At 71.0% G+C, this 17,660-nt stretch carries 15 protein-coding genes; 10 read left to right on the top strand and 5 right to left on the bottom strand.

What is annotated here, in order from left to right:
- The 4 genes from JMO03_RS09770 (at nt 1) to JMO03_RS09755 (ending at nt 3,780) form a co-directional block, all read left to right on the top strand.
- Nucleotides 1-1,386: a M16 family metallopeptidase gene (locus JMO03_RS09770; protein ID WP_202842877.1), complete on the top strand. Its 1,386-nt coding sequence runs from the start codon at nt 1-3 to the stop codon at nt 1,384-1,386.
- A 10-nt stretch (nt 1,387-1,396) separates the two neighbouring features.
- The gene (locus JMO03_RS09765) at nt 1,397-2,812 is read left to right on the top strand and encodes a M16 family metallopeptidase (RefSeq protein WP_202842875.1); all 1,416 of its coding nucleotides are present in this window, start codon (nt 1,397-1,399) and stop codon (nt 2,810-2,812) included.
- 130 nt (nt 2,813-2,942) lie between these two features.
- Entirely contained in the window at nt 2,943-3,296 is a 354-nt protein-coding gene (locus tag JMO03_RS09760; protein WP_202842873.1) for a DUF6152 family protein, read from the top strand.
- A gap of 4 nt (nt 3,297-3,300) precedes the next feature.
- Nucleotides 3,301-3,780, top strand: coding sequence for a hypothetical protein (locus JMO03_RS09755; protein ID WP_202842871.1), 480 nt, complete (start codon nt 3,301-3,303; stop codon nt 3,778-3,780).
- Here JMO03_RS09755 and JMO03_RS09750 read toward each other — a convergent pair.
- From JMO03_RS09750 to JMO03_RS09735, 4 genes are all read right to left on the bottom strand, one after another.
- Nucleotides 3,771-4,652, bottom strand: coding sequence for a bile acid:sodium symporter family protein (locus JMO03_RS09750; protein ID WP_202842869.1), 882 nt, complete (start codon nt 4,650-4,652; stop codon nt 3,771-3,773). The genes JMO03_RS09755 and JMO03_RS09750 overlap by 10 nt on opposite strands.
- 21 nt (nt 4,653-4,673) lie before the next feature.
- Complete coding sequence (locus JMO03_RS09745) at nt 4,674-5,093, bottom strand: hypothetical protein (RefSeq protein ID WP_202842867.1); 420 nt, start codon at nt 5,091-5,093, stop codon at nt 4,674-4,676.
- 271 nt (nt 5,094-5,364) lie between these two features.
- Entirely contained in the window at nt 5,365-6,000 is a 636-nt protein-coding gene (locus JMO03_RS09740) for a C40 family peptidase (RefSeq protein ID WP_425491820.1), read from the bottom strand.
- 184 nt (nt 6,001-6,184) lie between these two features.
- The gene (locus JMO03_RS09735; RefSeq protein ID WP_202842863.1) at nt 6,185-6,799 is read right to left on the bottom strand and encodes a C40 family peptidase; all 615 of its coding nucleotides are present in this window, start codon (nt 6,797-6,799) and stop codon (nt 6,185-6,187) included.
- Nucleotides 6,800-6,868: 69 nt separating this feature from the next.
- On the opposite strand from JMO03_RS09735, the gene JMO03_RS09730 reads away from it, so the two are divergent.
- The 6 genes from JMO03_RS09730 to hutG all read left to right on the top strand — a co-directional run bounded on the left by JMO03_RS09730 (nt 6,869) and on the right by hutG (nt 14,514).
- Entirely contained in the window at nt 6,869-7,351 is a 483-nt protein-coding gene (locus JMO03_RS09730) for an FKBP-type peptidyl-prolyl cis-trans isomerase (RefSeq protein WP_202842861.1), read from the top strand.
- Nucleotides 7,352-7,452: 101 nt separating this feature from the next.
- Complete coding sequence (locus JMO03_RS09725) at nt 7,453-9,456, top strand: serine hydrolase domain-containing protein (protein ID WP_202842859.1); 2,004 nt, start codon at nt 7,453-7,455, stop codon at nt 9,454-9,456.
- Nucleotides 9,444-10,718, top strand: a complete 1,275-nt coding sequence (locus tag JMO03_RS09720) for a DUF418 domain-containing protein (protein ID WP_238346046.1) — start codon at nt 9,444-9,446, stop codon at nt 10,716-10,718. Before JMO03_RS09725 ends, JMO03_RS09720 begins: the two co-directional genes overlap by 13 nt.
- A 46-nt stretch (nt 10,719-10,764) precedes the next feature.
- Nucleotides 10,765-12,021 (top strand): NAD(P)/FAD-dependent oxidoreductase, encoded by a 1,257-nt coding sequence (locus JMO03_RS09715; RefSeq protein WP_202842856.1) that lies wholly within the window; start codon nt 10,765-10,767, stop codon nt 12,019-12,021.
- On the top strand, nt 12,018-13,382 hold the full coding sequence (gene gorA, locus JMO03_RS09710) for a glutathione-disulfide reductase (protein WP_202842854.1): 1,365 nt from the start codon (nt 12,018-12,020) through the stop codon (nt 13,380-13,382). Before JMO03_RS09715 ends, gorA begins: the two co-directional genes overlap by 4 nt.
- Nucleotides 13,383-13,731: 349 nt before the next feature.
- Nucleotides 13,732-14,514, top strand: coding sequence for an N-formylglutamate deformylase (hutG, locus tag JMO03_RS09705; protein ID WP_202842852.1), 783 nt, complete (start codon nt 13,732-13,734; stop codon nt 14,512-14,514).
- A 367-nt stretch (nt 14,515-14,881) separates the two neighbouring features.
- Here hutG and JMO03_RS09700 read toward each other — a convergent pair whose 3' ends face one another.
- Nucleotides 14,882-17,314 carry a glycoside hydrolase family 127 protein gene (locus JMO03_RS09700; RefSeq protein ID WP_202842850.1) on the bottom strand — a complete coding sequence of 811 codons (2,433 nt, stop codon included), beginning with the start codon at nt 17,312-17,314 and terminating at the stop codon, nt 14,882-14,884.
- Nucleotides 17,315-17,660 lie beyond the last annotated feature (346 nt).

Genomic DNA, 17,660 nt, shown 5'->3' with positions numbered 1-17,660 from the left:
ATGAAGCCGTTTCGAGCCGCTTGGCTGTTGTCGATGGTGCTGTGCGTGGCGCCCGCGTTCGCGGCCGATGCCGACCGCTGGGATATCCCGGTGGCGGTGAAGAAGCTGGACAACGGGCTGACCGTGGTGGTGTCCGAGGACCGCAGTTCGCCGGTGATCGGTGTCAGCGTGGTCTACGGCATCGGCATGCGCCTGGAGCCGCGCAACCGCACCGGCTTCGCCCACCTGTTCGAGCACCTGATGTTCGAGGGATCGGAGAACGCGCCCGAGGGCGTCTTCGACCGCGTCATCACCGGTGGCGGCGGGCGCAACAACGGCTCGACCCGCCCGGATTTCACCAACTACATCGAGATCGCGCCCTCGTCCGCGATCGAGCCGATCCTGTGGCTCGAGGCCGACCGCATGAAGATGCTCGACTTCAACCCGACCACGCTGAAGAACCAGCAGGACGTGGTGAAGGAGGAGATCCGGGTCAACGTGCAGAACCAGCCGTATGGCGGCTTCATGTGGCTGGACGTGGGCTTCAACGCCTTCGAGAAGTGGGAGAACAACCACGATGGCTACGGCAGCTTCGAGGACCTCGAATCGGCCACCCTCGACGACGTCAAGGCCTTCCACCGCGACTACTACGGTCCCAATAACGCGGTGCTCGGCCTGGCCGGCGACATCACGCCGGAGCAGGGTTTCGCGCTGGCGGAGAAGTACTTCGGCGACATCCCCGCGCGCCCGGTGCCGGAGGGCCCGGACTTCAGCGAGGGCCTGAACACGAAGGAAAAGCGCATCCAGCAGTCCGACAAGCTCGCGCAGGTGCCGGCGATCGCGATGTCGTGGAAGATGCCGGACCGCGGCAGCCGCGACCAGCCGGCGATGTCGGTGCTCGGCGCGCTGCTGGCCAACGGCGATGCCTCGCGCCTGTACCAGGGCCTGGTGAAGGGCCGCGAACTGGCGCTCAACGTCGATTCGCTCTACGGCCTGACCAGCGAGTGGGAATACAACGGGCCGACCCTGTTCACCGTGTTCGCACTGTACAAGCCGACCGCCGATGCGGATGCCGTGGTCGCAGCGGTGGACGAGGAAGTGGCGAAGATCGTCGTGGAGGGCGTCGACGACGCCACCCTGGCGCGGATCAAGACCCAGCTGCTGGCCGACTGGTACAACGGCATGGAATCGTTCCTCTCTCGCGCCGACACCCTGGCCAAGCTGCAACTGCTGTGGGGCGACGCCAACGTCGCCAACGCGATCCCCGGCTGGATCGACGCGGTGACCTCGCAGGACGTGCAACGCGCCGCGAGTACCTACCTGACCGCCGCCAACCGCACCGTGATCGACCGCGTGCCCGAGGCCATGCTCGCCGCGCGCGACGCCGCGCCGCAGGCGAACGAGTAAGGAGACGACCATGAAGACGTCGATGAAACTGCTCGCCCTGGCCCTGTGCTCCGCGCTGTCGGGCGCGCTGTTCGCCGCTCCCGCCGCGGACCTGCCGAAGGACCTGCCGCCCTACGGCGCGGACAAGCCGCTGCCGATCGCGCAGATCGAGAAGAGGACTCTCGGCAACGGGCTCGAGGTGTGGGTGGTACCGCGCGACGGCATGCCGCGCGTGGACTACGTGCTGGCGGTGCGAAACGCCGGGTTCGCCGCCGATGCGGCGGACTCGCCCGGCTTCGCCAGCCTGTTCGCGGGCCTGCTCGCCGAAGGCACCGCGCAGCGCGATTCGCGCGCGATCGCGGAAACCGCGCAGTCGTTCGGCGGCAGCGTCGGCGCCAGCGCCAGCAACGACGGGGTGATGGTGTATGCCGACGCGCTCACCAGTCATGCCGCGCCGATGCTGGCGCTGATGGCCGAGATCGTGCGCACGCCGTCGTTCCCCGGCAGCGAGGTCAGGCTGGCCCAGGCCAACGCGCTGCAGGCGCTCAAGGCGGCCGAGGCGCAGCCATCGTTCAAGGCCACCCGCGCCCTGCTCGCGGCGACCTACGGCGACCATCCCTACGCCCGCGTGCAGCAGACCGAAGCCTCGATCACCGGCGTCACGCCGGCGGCGCTGCGCGAAGCGCACGCGCTGCGATTCCACCCCGACCGCGCGCTGCTGGTGGTCACCGGGCGCATCGCGCCGGCGGAGGCCTTCCGCCTCGCCGAAGCCGCGTTCGGCGACTGGAAGGCGGGCGGCGCCGAGGCGCCGGACACCCCGGCTGCGCCGCGCAACGCCGCCCCCAGCCGGGTGCTGATCCAGCGCGACGGCAGCGTGCAGTCGACCTTGCGGATCGGCAGGCCCGCGATCCCCGCCACCGATCCCGATTACGTGCCGGCGATCCTGGCCGGCACCGTGCTCGGCGGTGGCTTCAGCAGCCGCGTCAACCAGAACCTGCGCGAGGACAAGGGCTACACCTACGGCGCCAGCGCGGGCTTCGCGCCATCGCGCGCCGGTGGGCGCGTGCAGGCCGGCGCGGACGTGCGCAACGAGGTCACCGGCGCGTCGCTGAAGGAATTCTTCTCCGAGTTCGAACGGCTGGCCAACGAACCGGTGCCGGAGCAGGAGCTGCTCGACACCAAGCGCTACGTCGCTGGCGGCTACCTGATCAGCAACCAGCTGCAGGGCGCGGTCGCGGCCACGCTGGCCTCCAACTGGCTGGTCGGCCTGCCCTCGGACTTCCTCGCCAGCTACGTCCCCAGGATCCGCGAGGTGAAGGCCGAGCAGGTGCAGGCGATCGCACGCAAATACTTCAATCCGAAGGACCAGTCGATCGTCGTGGTCGGCGACGGCCCGGCGATCGCGGAACAGCTCGAGCCCTACGGCGAGTTCAAGGCAGCGGAGTAGGGGCCGTCGCGACGGATGGCGCCTGGAGCAGGCGCCGCAGCGTCGCCCGCTTCCGCGGCGCATACGATTTCGCGTTCACGCCCGTTGTGATATGGATGCCCTCCCGGACACCGTCCCAGGAGACGCCGCCATGCGCCACACGACGATCCGCTGTCTCGCGCTCGCCGCCGCCCTGTGCGCGGTGCCGGTGCTCGCGCACCACGGATGGGGCGCCTACGACGCCGATCGGGTGATGCGCTTCGACGCCGCGCTCGCGCAGGTGCGCATCGCCAACCCGCATGCGGAGGTGGTGGTGGAGCACGAGGGCAAGCGCTGGGAGGTCATCCTGGCGCCGGTGGCGCGCATGACCGCGCGCGGGCTGGTGGACGGTGCCCTCATCGAGGGCAAGACCGTCACCATCGAGGGTTATCCGCGCAACGACGGCAGCCCGGAGCTGCGCGCCGAGCGCATCGTCGTCGACGGGAAGACGATCGAGCTGCGCTGAGCCGATGGCGATCGCGTCGGCCGCGGTCGCGCTCGAATCGTCCGCGCTCGGCGACTGGATGCGCGGCGGCGGGCTGTCCTATGCCCTGGTGAACGTGCTGCACCTGCTTGGCCTCGCCCTGTTGGTGGGGCCGACGCTGCTGCTCGACCTGCGCCTGCTGGGCGCGGGCCGGGCGTTTCCGCTGGTCGAAACGGTGCGTACCCTGAGCCGGATCGCCGCGGCCGGCGTGGCGATCGCGGTGTGCAGCGGCGTTGCCTTGTTCGCGGCGGATGCGGTGGCGCTGTGGAGCCATCCGGTGATGCGGACCAAACTGGCGCTGGTGCTGGTGGCGCTGACCAACGTGGCGCTGTTTTATGCATGGGCCGGCCGTGGCCGCAGCGCATGGACGGCGGAGGTGCCGATGGCCGCGCGCGTCAGCGCCGCAGTGTCGTTGCTGGCGTGGCCGGCGATCGTCGTGGCGGGGCGGATGATCGCCTACGTCTGACCCGGGGAGGCCGGCGCATTCGCGCGACGCGCCATCCGCCATCCGAACAGCGCCGCGGTGAGGAACATCAGCAGGCTGTACACGGCTGCCGGGATCGACATCGCGGCGTTGCCGAGCACGTTGAGCGCGATGAAGATCGCCAGGGTGCCGTTGTGGATGCCGATCTCCATCGCGATCGCGATCGCCTGCCTGCGGGGCAGGCGGATCGCGAGTGGCGCGGCGTAGCCCGTGCCCATGCTGGCGAGGTTGAACAGCAGGCAGGCCAGGCCGACGGTGGCGAACGAGGCCAGCAGCGTGCTCCATTCCTTGGCCACCGCGGCGACGATCAGCAGCGCCAGCACCAGCACCGACAGCAGCCGGATCGGCTTTTCCATGCGCGCCGCGAAACCGGGCGCGAAGCGGCGCACCAGCATGCCGATCGCCACCGGCAGCACGATGATCAGCGCGACCTCGACGATCTTGCGCACCGGCGGCGGCACGTACTGCCCGGCGCCGAGAAAGTACTCCAGCGAGAGATTGAGGATCACCGGCAGCGTCAGCAGGCACAACAGGCTGTTGATCGCGGTGAGGGTGATGTTGAGCGCCACGTCGCCGTGGGCCAGGTGGCTGTAGATGTTGGCGGTGGCGCCGCCGGGCGAAGCCGCCAGCAGCATCAGGCCCACCGCCAGTTCCGGCGACAGCCGGAACGCCAGCGCGAGTCCGAACGCCACCCACGGCAGCACCCCTGTCTGCAGGAACAACCCCAGCAGCACCGCGCGCGGGTAGCGTGCCACCCGCTTGAAGTCGTCCGGGGTCAGGCCCAGGCCGAGGCCGAGCATGATCACGCCCAGGGCGAGCGGCAGCAGCAGGGTGGTCAGCAGGGAAGCCTGCATCGGGACGCTCCGTATTCGGGGTCAGGGAGTGGATTGACGTGGCGGCCGGGGCGTCGCCAGTCGTGCGGCGAACCATGCGACGGGGATCGGCAACAGCACCCCGGCGACGGTCATCCAGGCCGGATGCGGCAGCAGCGCGGCGTTGAGCAGCACGCCGCCCACGATCAGCACGCCGACGCCCAGCGCGGCGCCCGTGCGATGCAGGCGACTGGTCCTCGCGGCGATCCAGCCGCCGGCGAAGGCCGCGAGCGTCCAGCCCGCCAGCACCCAGAGTTTCTTGCCGATCGAGGCTGACGCGACGAGACGGGCGAGGTCCTGTTCGTTGTCCAGGTCGATGCCGGGCGGCAGCGGGAACAGCGACATCCCGAGGTACTCGAGCAGCAGCATCGCCGCGAGCGCGACGATCAGGCCCAGCAGCACGGCAAGCGTCGAACGGATCATCCTTCCTCCCCGGTACCCGGGCGATGCGCGCGGGCGTCGGGATACTAGCATCGCGCCGCGCGCTACCCGGGCGGTGGGTCGCCCTAGGCATCTGTCGGTCGATCGCGGCTGAAGGCGCTCCTACGGAAGTCGATCCTGCCCGTAGGAGCGCCTTCAGGCGCGATCCGCCGATGCGTCGATCGCATGTGCGGCCGCATGCGCAAGGCAACCGCGCAACGAAAAAGGCCGCCCTGCGGCGGCCTTCGTACGTGCGCTGGCGGGACGCGCCGGCTCAGCTCTCGGTGCCGAGCCCCGCCACGCGGCGCGCCTGCAGGAACTTGCGGCTCCAGTAGCCGCTGTCGAGTTCCGACACGGTGACGTCGCGGCCGGTGCGCGGCGCGTGCAGGAAGCGGCCTTCGCCGATGTAGATGCCGACATGGTCGACGCGCTTGCCGCGACGGCCGAAGAACACCAGGTCGCCTGGCACCAGCGCGGTGCGTTCGACCTTCTCGCCATCGCGCGCCATGTCGCGCGAGACGCGCGGCAGTTCGATGGCCAGCGCGGTCCGGAACACGTAGCCGACCAGGCCGCTGCAGTCGAAACCGCCCTCGGGCGAGGTGCCGCCCCAGCGGTAGGGGGTGCCGAGCAGGGCCAGTCCGCGCTTGAGCAGGGATTGGGCGCGACCCTCCTCCTTGTGTTCGGCCGCCTGCGCGGCCTGCAGCGCCGCCGCGGCGGCCTCGATCTGCTGGTCGACGTCGCTGGCGAACATCACGTCGCGCTCCGTCGCACGCAGCGGGCCGGCGACCAGGCTGCCGGTCACGGAGGCGGGCGCGGCGAGGGCGTCGGCGGAGTCTCCGGCGAGGCCGGGACCGGCGAATGCGGGCAGCGAGGCGAGGCCCAGTACGCTGCCGCAGAGGGCGACGAGCATGCCCTGTCTGGCCGGAGTGGAACGAAGGACGGGTCGGCCGGACGGGGCGGTCATTGTCGTCACGCGGGCTTCACAGGTTGCGGGGCTGGCGCGGAGTGTGCCCGAGTGAAAGCGGCGTGATGTTAAATCGGAGTTAGACAAACCTGTCCAAGTCCGTGATTCTGCTCACATTTCGCGTTCAGTTTCAGCGCAGGACGCGCTTGGCGCCGGAGTAGTTGCGGCGCCAGTAGCTGCCGTCCAGATGGTCCAGGCGCACCGTGCCGCCGGTGCTCGGCGCATGTACGAACCGGCCCTCGCCGACGTAGATGCCGACGTGGGTGACCTGCGAGCCGCTGCCGAAGAACACCAGGTCCGCGGCTGCCAGGCGCTGCGGCTCGATCTTCGGCCCCTGGTAGGCCGCCAGGTCGCGCGAGGTGCGGGGCAGCTTCAGGTCGAGCATGTCGCGGTAGACGTAGTTGACCAGGCCGCTGCAGTCGAAGCCGCCTTCCGGGGTGTTGCCGCCGTAGAGGTAGGGCGTGCCGACCAGGCTGATCGCGCGCATCAGTACGGAATTGGCCGCCGCCGGATCCCGGGGCGCCACCACAGGCCACTCGCGTGCCGGCACCGTGGCCCCCGCGCGCGGCGTGGGGCGCACGTCGTCGCGACCGCAGCCGGCCAGCAGGATCGCCAGTACGACCAGGGCCACGCCGGCGGGCAGGGTGCGTGGCCGGCGGCGGGCGGTTGGCGTTGCCGCGGCGGAGGCCGGATAATGCGCGGCCCCGTTGTCCGGGGCCGGGGTGCGGGCGCGATGCGGTTCCATGCGCGGCATCCTGCCCGGGCCGTCCCCTCCAGACAAGCCGCGGCCCGCGCGGCGTACAGCGAGCCGTCCATGAAGATCGAGAAAGACCGCGTCGTCCGTTTCCACTACACCGTCTCCGAGGTCGGCCAGGCGCCGCTGGAGTCGTCGAAGGAGGGCGGCGAGCCGCTGGCGATCCTGGTCGGGCACGGCAACATCATCCCGGGCCTGGAGAAGGCGCTGGACGGCCACGAGTCCGGCGACAGTTTCGGTGTCGACGTGCCGGCGGCCGAGGCCTACGGCGAACGTCGCGACAACCTCACCCAGCGCGTGGCGAAGAAACACTTCGGCGCGCAGAAGCTGGCGCCCGGGCAGCAGGTGGTGCTCAACACCAACTTCGGCCCGCGCGCGGTGACGGTGGAGAAGGTCGGGATGAGCGTGGTCGACGTCGACCTCAACCACCCGATGGCCGGCAAGGACCTGCACTTCGAGATCGAGATCGTCGAGGTGCGCGAGGCCAGCCCCGAGGAAGTCCAGCACGGTCACGTGCACGGCGAGGGCGGCCACCACCACTGATTCGCGACGGCAGCGGCCACGCCGCGCGGTCCGCCGTGCGTGCGCGACGCTGCGCGCGCGCTGTGCTGTAATCCGCAGGATCGTCCCCGGGGGGAGTCCCAATGTCGCGCATCCTGCGGGCCGCGTTCGCGGCCGTGCTGCTGTCGTTGCTGTCCGTCGCCGCAGCGCAGGACGTCGAGTCCGGGGCCGAAGGGGGGCAGGCCGCCGCCCATCCGTTGCCGCCTGCGGACGCCGGGGATCCGGACGCACCCGCCGCGGTCGCGCGTGCGATCGATCCGGCCGACCTGTCGGCCTATGTCGACGGCCTGGTCGACTCGGCGATGGAGCGCGACGGCATCGCCGGCGTCACCATCGCGGTGGTCGACCGCGAGGGGCCGCTGCTGCTGCGCGGCTACGGGATCGCGGCGACGGAGCCGCGGCGCGAGGTCGACCCGCACGGCACCCTGTTCCGGATCGCGTCGATCTCCAAGACCTTCACCTATCTGCTCGGCCTGCAACTGGTCGACGAGGGCAGGCTCGACCTCGACGCGCCCGCCAACGAGTACCTGCCCGACGCGCTGAAGCTTCCCGCCGACGGCTATCCGCCGGTGCTGGTGCGGCACCTGTTCACCCACACCGCCGGCTACGAGGACTCGGCGATGGGCCACCTGTTCGCCGACCGCGCGGACCGGGTGCTGCCCTCGGTCGAGTACCTGCAGCGCCATCGTCCGCGCCGCGTGCGTGCGCCGGGCACGTACGCGGTGTACTCGAACTATTCGGTCGCGCTGCTCGGCGCGCTGGTGGCGCACGTGTCCGGCGAACCGTTCGACACGCTCGCCGAGCGCCGCCTGTTCCGACCGATGGGCATGCGCCTGACCACCTTCCGCGAGCCGCTGCGCGAGGGCGATCCGCGCCACGCCGGCGCCGCCTTCACGGGACGCTGGTCGCAGGGCTTCCGCCGCAGCGGCGGGGCGTTCGCGCCGCAGGCGTTCGAACACGTCGCCCATGCCGGGCCAGCGGGCGGGGCGTCGAGCACGGCCGCCGACATGGGTCGCTACATGCGCATGCTGCTGCGCGGCGGCGAGCTCGACGGCACCGACGTGCTGTCGCCGTCGGTCCACGCGCGGCTCGTCGGCGAACCCCTGTTCCGCAACGCGCCGCAGGTCGGCGGCTTCGCCTACGGCTTCTTCGACACCCGCGTGGGCGACCTGCGGGTGCTCGGTCATGGCGGCGCGACCAGCTGGTTCCATTCGATGATGGCGGTGGCGCCGGAGGCCGGCGTCGGCGTGTTCGTCTCGACCAATACCGACACCGGCCGGCGCCTGGCCGCGCAGCTGCCGGGGCAGGTGCTCGAACGCTACTTCGAGCGCGCGCGCACGCCGGCGCCGGCTGCGGTCCCCGAGGGGTTCGAAGCCTCGCGCTTCGCCGGCAGCTACAACAGCAAGCGCAGCAACTACACCAGTGCCGAGAAACCGATGCTGTCGTTCACGGCGAAGGTCGAGGCGGCCGCGGACGGCAGCCTGGTGATCCACGCCGGCAACGATGCGAGCCGTTGGATCCCCGAGGACGGGCTGGTGTTCCGCGAGGCCGAAGGGCCCGGGCGCATCGTCTTCTACGAGGACGACGACGGCCGCATCGCCGGCTGGTACAACGCCGCGGGGCACAATGCGTTCGAACGGGTCGGACCGCTGCAGCGCAGCGACACCCTGTTCGCGGTGATGGCGCTGGCGGGCGCGGTCTCTCTGCTGGTGCTGGTGGGGGCGTGGCTGCGGCGCGGTCGCCGCGATCCTGCAGCACCCGCATCGCGGCGCGCGGCGTTCTGGCTGTACATCTCGGCGCTGGCCTGGCTGGGCTTCGGCGGGCTGCTGCTGGTCTACGCGCAGGGCGCGATGGCGGACGAGACCGCGGCGTTCTACGGTTACCCGGGCACGCTGCTGACCGCGCTGCTGTGGTCGACGCCGGCGCTGTTCGTGCTGGTGCTGGTCGACGTGATGCACCTGCGGGCGGTGCTGCGCGCGCGCGGGTGGAACCTGTGGCGCAAGCTCCGGCACCTGTTCGTGGTGGCGGTCTACGTCCTGGCCGCGTACATGCTGTGGAGCTGGAACATGGTGGGATGGAAGCTGTGACGATGGACGCCCTGCGCGACGTGCCCCCGCCGCTGCCGCCGCCGTTGGGGCTGGCGCCGATCGATGCCGCGCAGCGGATCCAGGCGCTGGACGTGGTGCGCGGATTCGCATTGCTCGGCATCTTCCTGATGAACATCGAGTGGTTCACCCGGCCGATCCAGCAGATGGGCTCGGGCATCGACCCGGCGGCGACCGGGGCCGACCACGCCGCGGCCTGGCTGGTCTACGTCTTCGTGCAGGGCAAGTTCTGGGTACTGTTCTCGTTGCTGTTCGGCATGGGCTTCGCGGTGATGTCGACGCGCGGCGGACACGGGCCGCGTTTCCGCCGCGTCTACGCGCGCCGTTGCGCGGCCCTGCTGGGCTTCGGCCTGCTGCACGCCATCCTGCTGTGGAGCGGCGACATCCTGCACGCGTATGCGATCGCCGGCGTGCTGCTGCTGGCGTTCGGCGAGATCGACAACCGGGTCCGGCTGTGGCTGGGCGCGGGGCTTTACGCCGGCATCGCGCTGCTGGTGGTGCTCGCCGGCCTGTTGTTGTCCGCGTTGCCGGCGGATGCGCGCGCGGGATTCGCCGAGATGGCGGATGAAATGGACGCGACCGCGGCCGCCGCCGCGCGCGTGTTCGCAGAAGGCGGCTACTGGCAGGCCACGGCGCAGCGCGCAAGCGATTTCGCCACGGTCAGCGCGCAGGGCCTGCTGATGATGCTGCCGCTGGCGCTGGCCGTGTTCTTGATCGGCGCCTGGCTGGTGCGCGCGGGACGCATGGACGACGTGCGGGCGCAGCGCGGATGGTTCGCGCGACTGGCGCTGTGGATGCTGCCGCTGGGCGGCGTCTTCGTGGCGCTGAGCCTCGCCATCGGTACCCGCTTCGACGGCATGCGCGAGGCCGGACCGATGATGCTTGCCAACGGCCTGATGCTGCTCGGCAGCCTGCCGCTGGCGCTGGGCTACCTGGCGCTGCTGGTGCTCGGGCTGGGCACGCCTGTGCTGTCGCGTCCGCTGTCGTGGCTGGCGCCGGCCGGGCGCATGGCGCTGACCCATTACCTGCTGCAGTCGCTGGTCGCCTCCACGCTCTTCTACGGCTACGGGTTCGGACTATGGGGACAGGTGGGCCGTGCCGGCCAGGTGCTGATGGTGCTGGCGATGTTCGCGCTGCAGGTCGCGGCCAGCCACTGGTGGCTGGCGCGTTTCCGCTTCGGGCCCATGGAGTGGCTGTGGCGATGGATCGGTTACGGAACGCGCCCGCCGATGCGGATCGCGTGACGCATCCGGCGTGTGGCGGCGCTGCGTTCGCCGCTACACTTCCTGCATGAGCGAACGCAGCGACATTCTCGTCATCGGCGCCGGCGTCTCCGGCCTCGCCACCGCGTTGTGCCTGCTCGAACGCGGGCGCGGCGTGCGCGTGATCGATGCCGGCCGTGTCGGTGGCGGCAGTTCCCATGGCAACTGCGGCACGTTGACGCCCAGCCATGCCGGACCGCTGCACGCGCCGGGCATGGTCGCGAAGGCGCTGCGCTGGATGCTGACGCCCGACGCGCCGTTCTACGTACGCCCGCGCTTCGATCCGGTGCTGTGGCAGTGGATGCTGCGCTTCGCCGGCCGCTGCAATGCGCGCGACTGGAACGCCTCGGCGCGCGCCCGCGCGCAGATCCTCAACGCCTCGCGCGAGGCCTTCCCGCAGTGGATGGCCCGGCATGGACTCGATTGCGAATTCGCTGAAGCCGGCGCCGACTGCGTGTTCCGCGACCCCGCCGAGATGGACGCCTACGTGCGCCAGCTGCCGGCGCTGGCGGAGTTCGGCATCGCCTCGGAGATCATCGACGGCGCGGCGTACCAGGCGCAGGAGCCGGCGTTGCGCGAGGGCGTGGCTGGTGCGGTGCGCTATCCGGGCGACGCGCACCTGCGCCCGGATCGCTACGTCGCCGAACTGGCGCGCGTGGTGGTCGCGGCCGGCGGCGCGATCGAGGAGCACTGCGAGGCGACCCGAGTCGAAGCGCAGGACGGCGGCATGCGGGTCGCGACCTCGCGCGGCGATCGCGACGCGCGCGACGTGGTGCTGGCCACGGGCGCCTGGTCGCCGCTGCTGGCGAAATCGCTGCGGCTGGGCTGGCTGCGCCGCGCGATGCAGCCCGGCAAGGGCTACTCGATCACCTACTCGCGTCCGGGCCTGGTGCCGAAGCGGCCGATGACCCTGCACGAGCGCAAGGTCTGCGTCACGGTGTGGGAGGACGGCTTCCGGCTCGGCAGCACGATGGAGTTCTCGGGCCATGACACCACGCTCAACCGGCGCAGGCTCGACGCGCTCGAGCGCGGCGCGGCGGAATACCTGCACGAGCCCGTCGGGCCGGTGCGGCGCGAGGAGTGGTACGGCTGGCGTCCGCTGTCCTGGGACGACCTGCCGATCCTCGGCCGCGCGCCGGGCCAGCCGCACCTGTGGCTGGCGACCGGCCACGGCATGCTCGGCGTCAGCATGAGCCCGGCGTCGGGGCGCCTGCTGGCCGAGCTGGTCACCGGCGAAACGCCGCACATCGACCCGGCCCCGTACGTGCCTGGGCGCTTCGCATGAGCGACAGCTCGCCGCTGGATTTCGACCTCGTCGTGCTCGGCGGCGGCAGCGGCGGCCTCGCCGGCGCCTTCCGCGCCGCGCAGCATGGCGCGCGCGTGGCGCTGCTCGAACCCGGCGAACTCGGCGGCACCTGCGTCAACGTCGGCTGCGTGCCGAAGAAGGCGATGTGGCTGGCGGCGGAACTGGCGGGCCATGTCGCGCTGGCCTCGCAATTCGGCTTCGAGGTGCCGCGGGAACCGCGCCTGGACTGGCCCACCCTCATCGCCGGCCGCCAGCGCTACATCCACGGCATCCACGCCAGTTACCTGCGGCGGCTGGACGAGGCCGGGATCGTGCTGATGCCCGCGCGTGGCCGCCTGCGCGACCCGCACACGGTGCAATGCGAGAACGGCACGCTGCTGCGCGCCGCGCACATCCTGCTCGCCACCGGCTCGCGCCCGCGCCGGCTGGACGTGCCCGGGGACGCGCTGGCCGGCATCTCCGACGACTTCTTCCACCTGTGCGAAGCGCCTTCGCGGGTGGCCCTGGTCGGCGGTGGCTACATCGCCGTGGAGCTCGCGGGCGTGCTGCAGGCGCTGGGCAGCCGCGTCGACCTGTACGCGCGCAGCCCGCGCCTGCTCGGCCACGCCGATGCCGAGCTCACGCAGCGCCTGCAGGACAACTACCGGCACCAGGGCATCGGCATGCATTTCGATTACCGCCTGGCGGCGATCGAGGGCGACGCCGGGCGGCTGCGCTTGCGCGACGAGGACGGCAATACCAGCGACACCTACGCGCAGGTGATCCTGGCCGTGGGCCGTGTCGCCAACACCGCGGGCATCGGGCTGGAGCAGGCCGGCATCGCGCTGGACGCCGCCGGCAACGTCGTGGTCGACGCGTTCCAGCGCAGCAGCGTGGCTCACGTGGTCGCGGTGGGCGACGTGACCGGCCAAGTCACGCTGACGCCGGTCGCGATCGCCGCCGCGCGCCGGGCGATGGACCGCGTGTTCGGCGGCCAAGCCGACGCGAGGATCGACTACGACGACATCCCCGGCGTGGTGTTCTCGCACCCGCCGCTGGCCGCGGTGGGGCTGACGGAGGCCCAGGCGCGCGAGCGTCACGGCGACGACGTGCATGTGCTCCGCAGCGTGTTCCGGCCGATGCTGCAGGCGTTGACCGACCGGCCGCAGCACAGCCTGTTCAAGCTGGTCTGCGTGGGCGAAGAGCGCCGCGTGGTCGGCATCCATCTGCTCGGCGAGGGCGCGGACGAGATCCTGCAGGGGTTCGCAGTGGCGTTGAAGAAGGGCCTGACCCTGGCCGACCTGCACGACACGATGGCGATCCATCCGACCAGTGCGGAAGAAGTGGTGCTGATGCGATAGCGGCGCGGGATGCCGCCGCCGCGGTCTGGCGTTGCCGGCGCAGCGTGGCATCCGCCGGCGCAACGCCAAGTCGCATCCGCTGGTCTCACGAGTCCCGTCGCTGCCATCCTTCGGCCGTTGCCTCTCAGCCTTCAGACGCCTCCCCGCGATCCCCCAGGCACGTTCCCAGTCATCCCTGAGTCGCTTTCCGTGTCAGCCGCAGACACGGCCTCTCACCTGTCAGACAGATCGCCTGTCATCCGAGCGCAGCTAGGGATCTGCCGTCGCGTCCGCGGCCCCGGAGCTCGACGCCGGCTCTCGCGACGATTCCGCAGCATCGTGCGTCACCGCCCCGCCGTACAATCCCGCCATGGACATCTTCACCCTGCATCGCGGCACCGCGCCGCTGCTGGTCAGCGTGCCGCACGAAGGCACCCGCGTGCCCGACGACATCGCCGCGCGGCTGACGCCCGAAGCGCACCGCGTGCCCGATACCGACTGGCACATCGCCCGGCTGTACGCTTTCGCGAAGGACCTGGGCGCCTCGATGATCGTGCCGACCCATTCGCGCTACGTCGTCGACCTCAACCGCGGCGAGGACGATGTCTCGCTCTACCCCGGGCAGAACACCACCGGCCTGTGCCCGGTGGTCCGCTTCGATGGCGAGCCGGTGTACCTCGACGGACAGCAGCCGTCGGAGGACGAAGTGCGTGCGCGGGTCGGGACGTACTGGCGCCCCTACCATGCCGCCCTGCGCGACGAGCTCGAACGCCTGCACGCCGCGCATGGCCGCGTGGTGCTGTGGGAAGGGCATTCGATCCGGGGCGAGCTGCCGTTCCTGTTCGACGGCCGGCTGCCGGATCTCAACCTGGGCACCGCCAACGGGGCCAGTGCGACGCCTGCATTGCAACGACGCCTGGAGGCGGTGCTGTCGGCGCAGTCGCGCCATGACTGGATCCATAACGGACGCTTCCGCGGTGGTTACATCACCCGCCATTACGCCGAGCCTGCGCGCGGCATCCAGGCCGTGCAGCTGGAGATCAGCCAGCGCGTCTACATGGACGAGGACTCGTTCGCGTACGACGAAGCGCGCGCGACGCAGGCGCAGGAAACGATTCGCGCGCTGCTCGCGGAGGCATTGGGCGGCGGGTGATGCCGCGGCTGCCGCGCGGTCCCCGCGTCGCCGGCCAAACGCGGCGCGCGCCGGTTCACCTTGCGCCTCCTGGCTTGCACTTGCGCGTGCGGCCGAGGGCATATCCGCCCTCGCAGTGAGCGCTGGGGGTGAAGCTCGGGAGATGCCTGCGCGTTGCCGTGAGGCTGCGTGATCCCGGGTGCGCTGCGCTTACCCGGGCTACCGCGTGAAGCCCTGGTCGGGGCGAATCCGTCGCCGCGATAAGCGTTGGGCTTGCAACTCGGGAGATGGCCTGCGTGTTGCCATGGGAGCGCGGGGTCGCGGGGTCGCGGGGTCCCGGGTGCGCTGCGCTTACCCGGGCTACGGGCCCCGCGGGTGGGGAACGCGGTCAGCGGGCCGCGAGCAGCCGCACGCCGAAGAGGCGCGGCGTGCGGCGCCCGTCGTGGGCGACGAAGCGCACGCGGATGCCGTCGCCGCGCGCGGCGCGTGCCAGCGCCGGGGGCAGCGCGATGTCGCGCGCGCCGAGGTCGTCCGCGCCCTTGCCGTCGAAGACGATCGTCTCCAGCGTGCGGCCGTCGACCCGTACGTCCATCGCCACGTTCCATTCGCTGCCCAGCAGCGTGAGCTGCAGCGTCAGCGGCGTATCGCCGGTGTAGCGCCTGGCCGTCAGGCGGTACTCGAACCAGCCGCCGGCATCGCGCCAGCGGCGGCCGAGCAGCAGGCCGGTGACCGAGTCCTCACCCGCATAGCCGTGTTCGACCTCGGGCTGCTGTTCGCCAGGCTGCACCTGGTCGAGGGTGCGCGCCTCCAGTGCCTGTCGCTCGCGCTCCTCGGCCTCGATCGCAGCGAGCACGGCCGGATACTCGGCGGCCGTCGCGGTGCGCCAGTAGGCCATGTAGCGTGCGTCGTGCACGCGCGACAGCGGCTCGAGCCGCAGGCGGGCGAACTCGCCGGGCCGGATCAGCGCGCCGGCGGTGAAGGCGAGCGGTTCGCCTTCCACCGGTTCGATCCGCGCGGCCAGCGTGTCGCGTTCGCCGACCAGCATCGGCGCGCGGTCCAGCGGCTGGTAGGGGCCGGGTGCGATGTGGCTGCCGCGGCCGTCGTCGGCGATCAGGCCGTCGAGGTCCTCAACACCGGTACGCGCGGCAAGCATCAGCGGGCCATGCATCAACGCGACCCAGTCCGAGCCGTCGGGCAGGTCCTCGATGCGCGTGCGCATCGGCAGTTCGATCCCGACCTGGTCGCCATCGCGCCAGGTGCGGGCAATGCTGGCGAAGCTGCCGGGTGCCGACGACAGCGGCCAGCGTTCGCCATTGATAGTGACGACGAGTGCGCCGTGGAGCCAGCCCGGATGACGCAGTCGCAGCGCGAATGACTGCGGCTGCGCCAGTTGCAGGTGCAGGGTGCTGCGCGGTTCATCCGGGAACGCCGTATCCTGCCGCAGCAACAGGCCGCGCACGCGCCAGTCGAGCGTCGAGGCCAGGTACAGGTTCACGTCCAGCGTGTCGTCGTCGTAGGTGTAGGCGAACGCGCCGTGGCGGCCGTGGTTCTCCATGCCGGTGCCGACGCAGCACCAGAAGCACTGCGTCGGCTGCGAGTACACGCGGTAGTGCCGCGGCCGGATCGGGGTGAAGTACACCAGCCCGCCGTGGTCGGGGTGCTGGGTGGAGAGGATGTGGTTGTACAGCGTCCGCTCGTAGAAATCGGCGTACCGCGGCAGCGGATCGATCCGGTGCAGCAGTTGGGTCAGGCGCAGCATGTTGTAGCTGTTGCAGGTCTCCGGGCCCTCGCGCGAGGCCAGCATCGTGTCGAAGTCGTCGACCGGGTTGAAATGCTCGCGCACGCTGTTGCCGCCGAAGGCGATGCTGCGCCGCTGCGCCACTGTCTCCCAGAAAAAACGCGCCGCGTCGATCCACGCCGGTTCGTCGTCGAGTTCGCCGATGCGGGCGAAGCCGATCACCTTCGGGATCTGGGTATTGGCGTGCAGGCCGTCGAGCGCGTCCTCGCGGCGCAGCAGCGGGTCGAGGATGGCGCGGTGGCAGAAGCGGCGCGCCAGGCGCAGGTACTTGCGCTCGCCGGTGATGGCGTAGACGTCGGCGAGCACCTCGTTCATGCCGCCGTGCTCGGTGTCGAGGATGCGCTGCAGCTGCGTGTCGTCGAGGTTCGCCACCAGTGCGTCGCACCAGTCGGCGAAGCGCACCAGCAGCTCGCGCGCGGTGGCGTTGCCCGTCATCAGCCAGGCATCGCGCAGGCCCGCGTACATCTTGTGCAGGTTGTAGAACGGGACCCAGGCGCCTTCGAGCGAGAACGCCTCCGCCTCGAATTCGCCCGAGACGATGCGCTCCCACAGCACGCGCCCGTTGGGCACGCCGCCGAGGTAGCCGTTGCCGTTGGCCTGCTGGCATTGCGCAAGGCCCTCGACCATGGCGTCGAGCCGCTGCCGCATCGCTGCGTCGCCCTGCGCCGCCTGCTGCGCCAGTGCGGTGAGGTAGTGGCCGGCGGTGTGGCCGTCGAGGCCCATCGATTCCCAATTCGGATACTTCGGCGCGGGCGAGGGCAGGCCGGCTTCGATCCGGTACGGCGCGAGCAGGCGGTCGACGTCGAGCGCGGCGAGGTAGCGCAGGTTGAGCGCCTGCGACCGCGCGAAGGGGCCGTCGCCCAGCGCGATGTCGGCGAGCGCGAACGGCTTGCCGCCGCGTGCCGGGCTCGACGCCATCGCGACACCAGGCAGCAGCGACGCCGCGGGCAGCAGCGCGGTCGATGCCGCCGCGGCGAGGAAGCGGCGGCGATCGTGGCATGTTCCTGGCAGCGGACCTGGCATCAGTGACTCCGTAGGGACGGCGGCGGGGCACGACCTGTCATTCCGACTCCGCGCAGCCAATCTGTCATTCCGAACCCGCGCAGCGGATGAGGAATCTTGCGCCATGCGAGGCCCCGGCGCTGTGCGACTGAAGGCTTCGCGCGCCTGGTCAGCAGATTTCTCCCTTCGGTCGAAATGACAGGTTCGCTGCAGGTCGGCCGGGCAAAGCCTGTCGTTCCGACTCCGCGCAGCCAACTTTTCATTCCAGACGCGCGCAGCCAACCTGTCATTCCGACTGCGCGCAGCCAATCTGTCATTCCGAACCCGCGCAGCGGATGAGGAATCTCGCGCCGTGCGAGGCCCCGGC

The organism is Luteimonas saliphila (assembly GCF_016774335.1).
GTDB classification, from domain to species: domain Bacteria; phylum Pseudomonadota; class Gammaproteobacteria; order Xanthomonadales; family Xanthomonadaceae; genus Luteimonas; species Luteimonas saliphila.
Note: the sequence above shows the minus strand (reverse complement) of the source record. Positions and strands in the feature narration are given on the sequence as shown.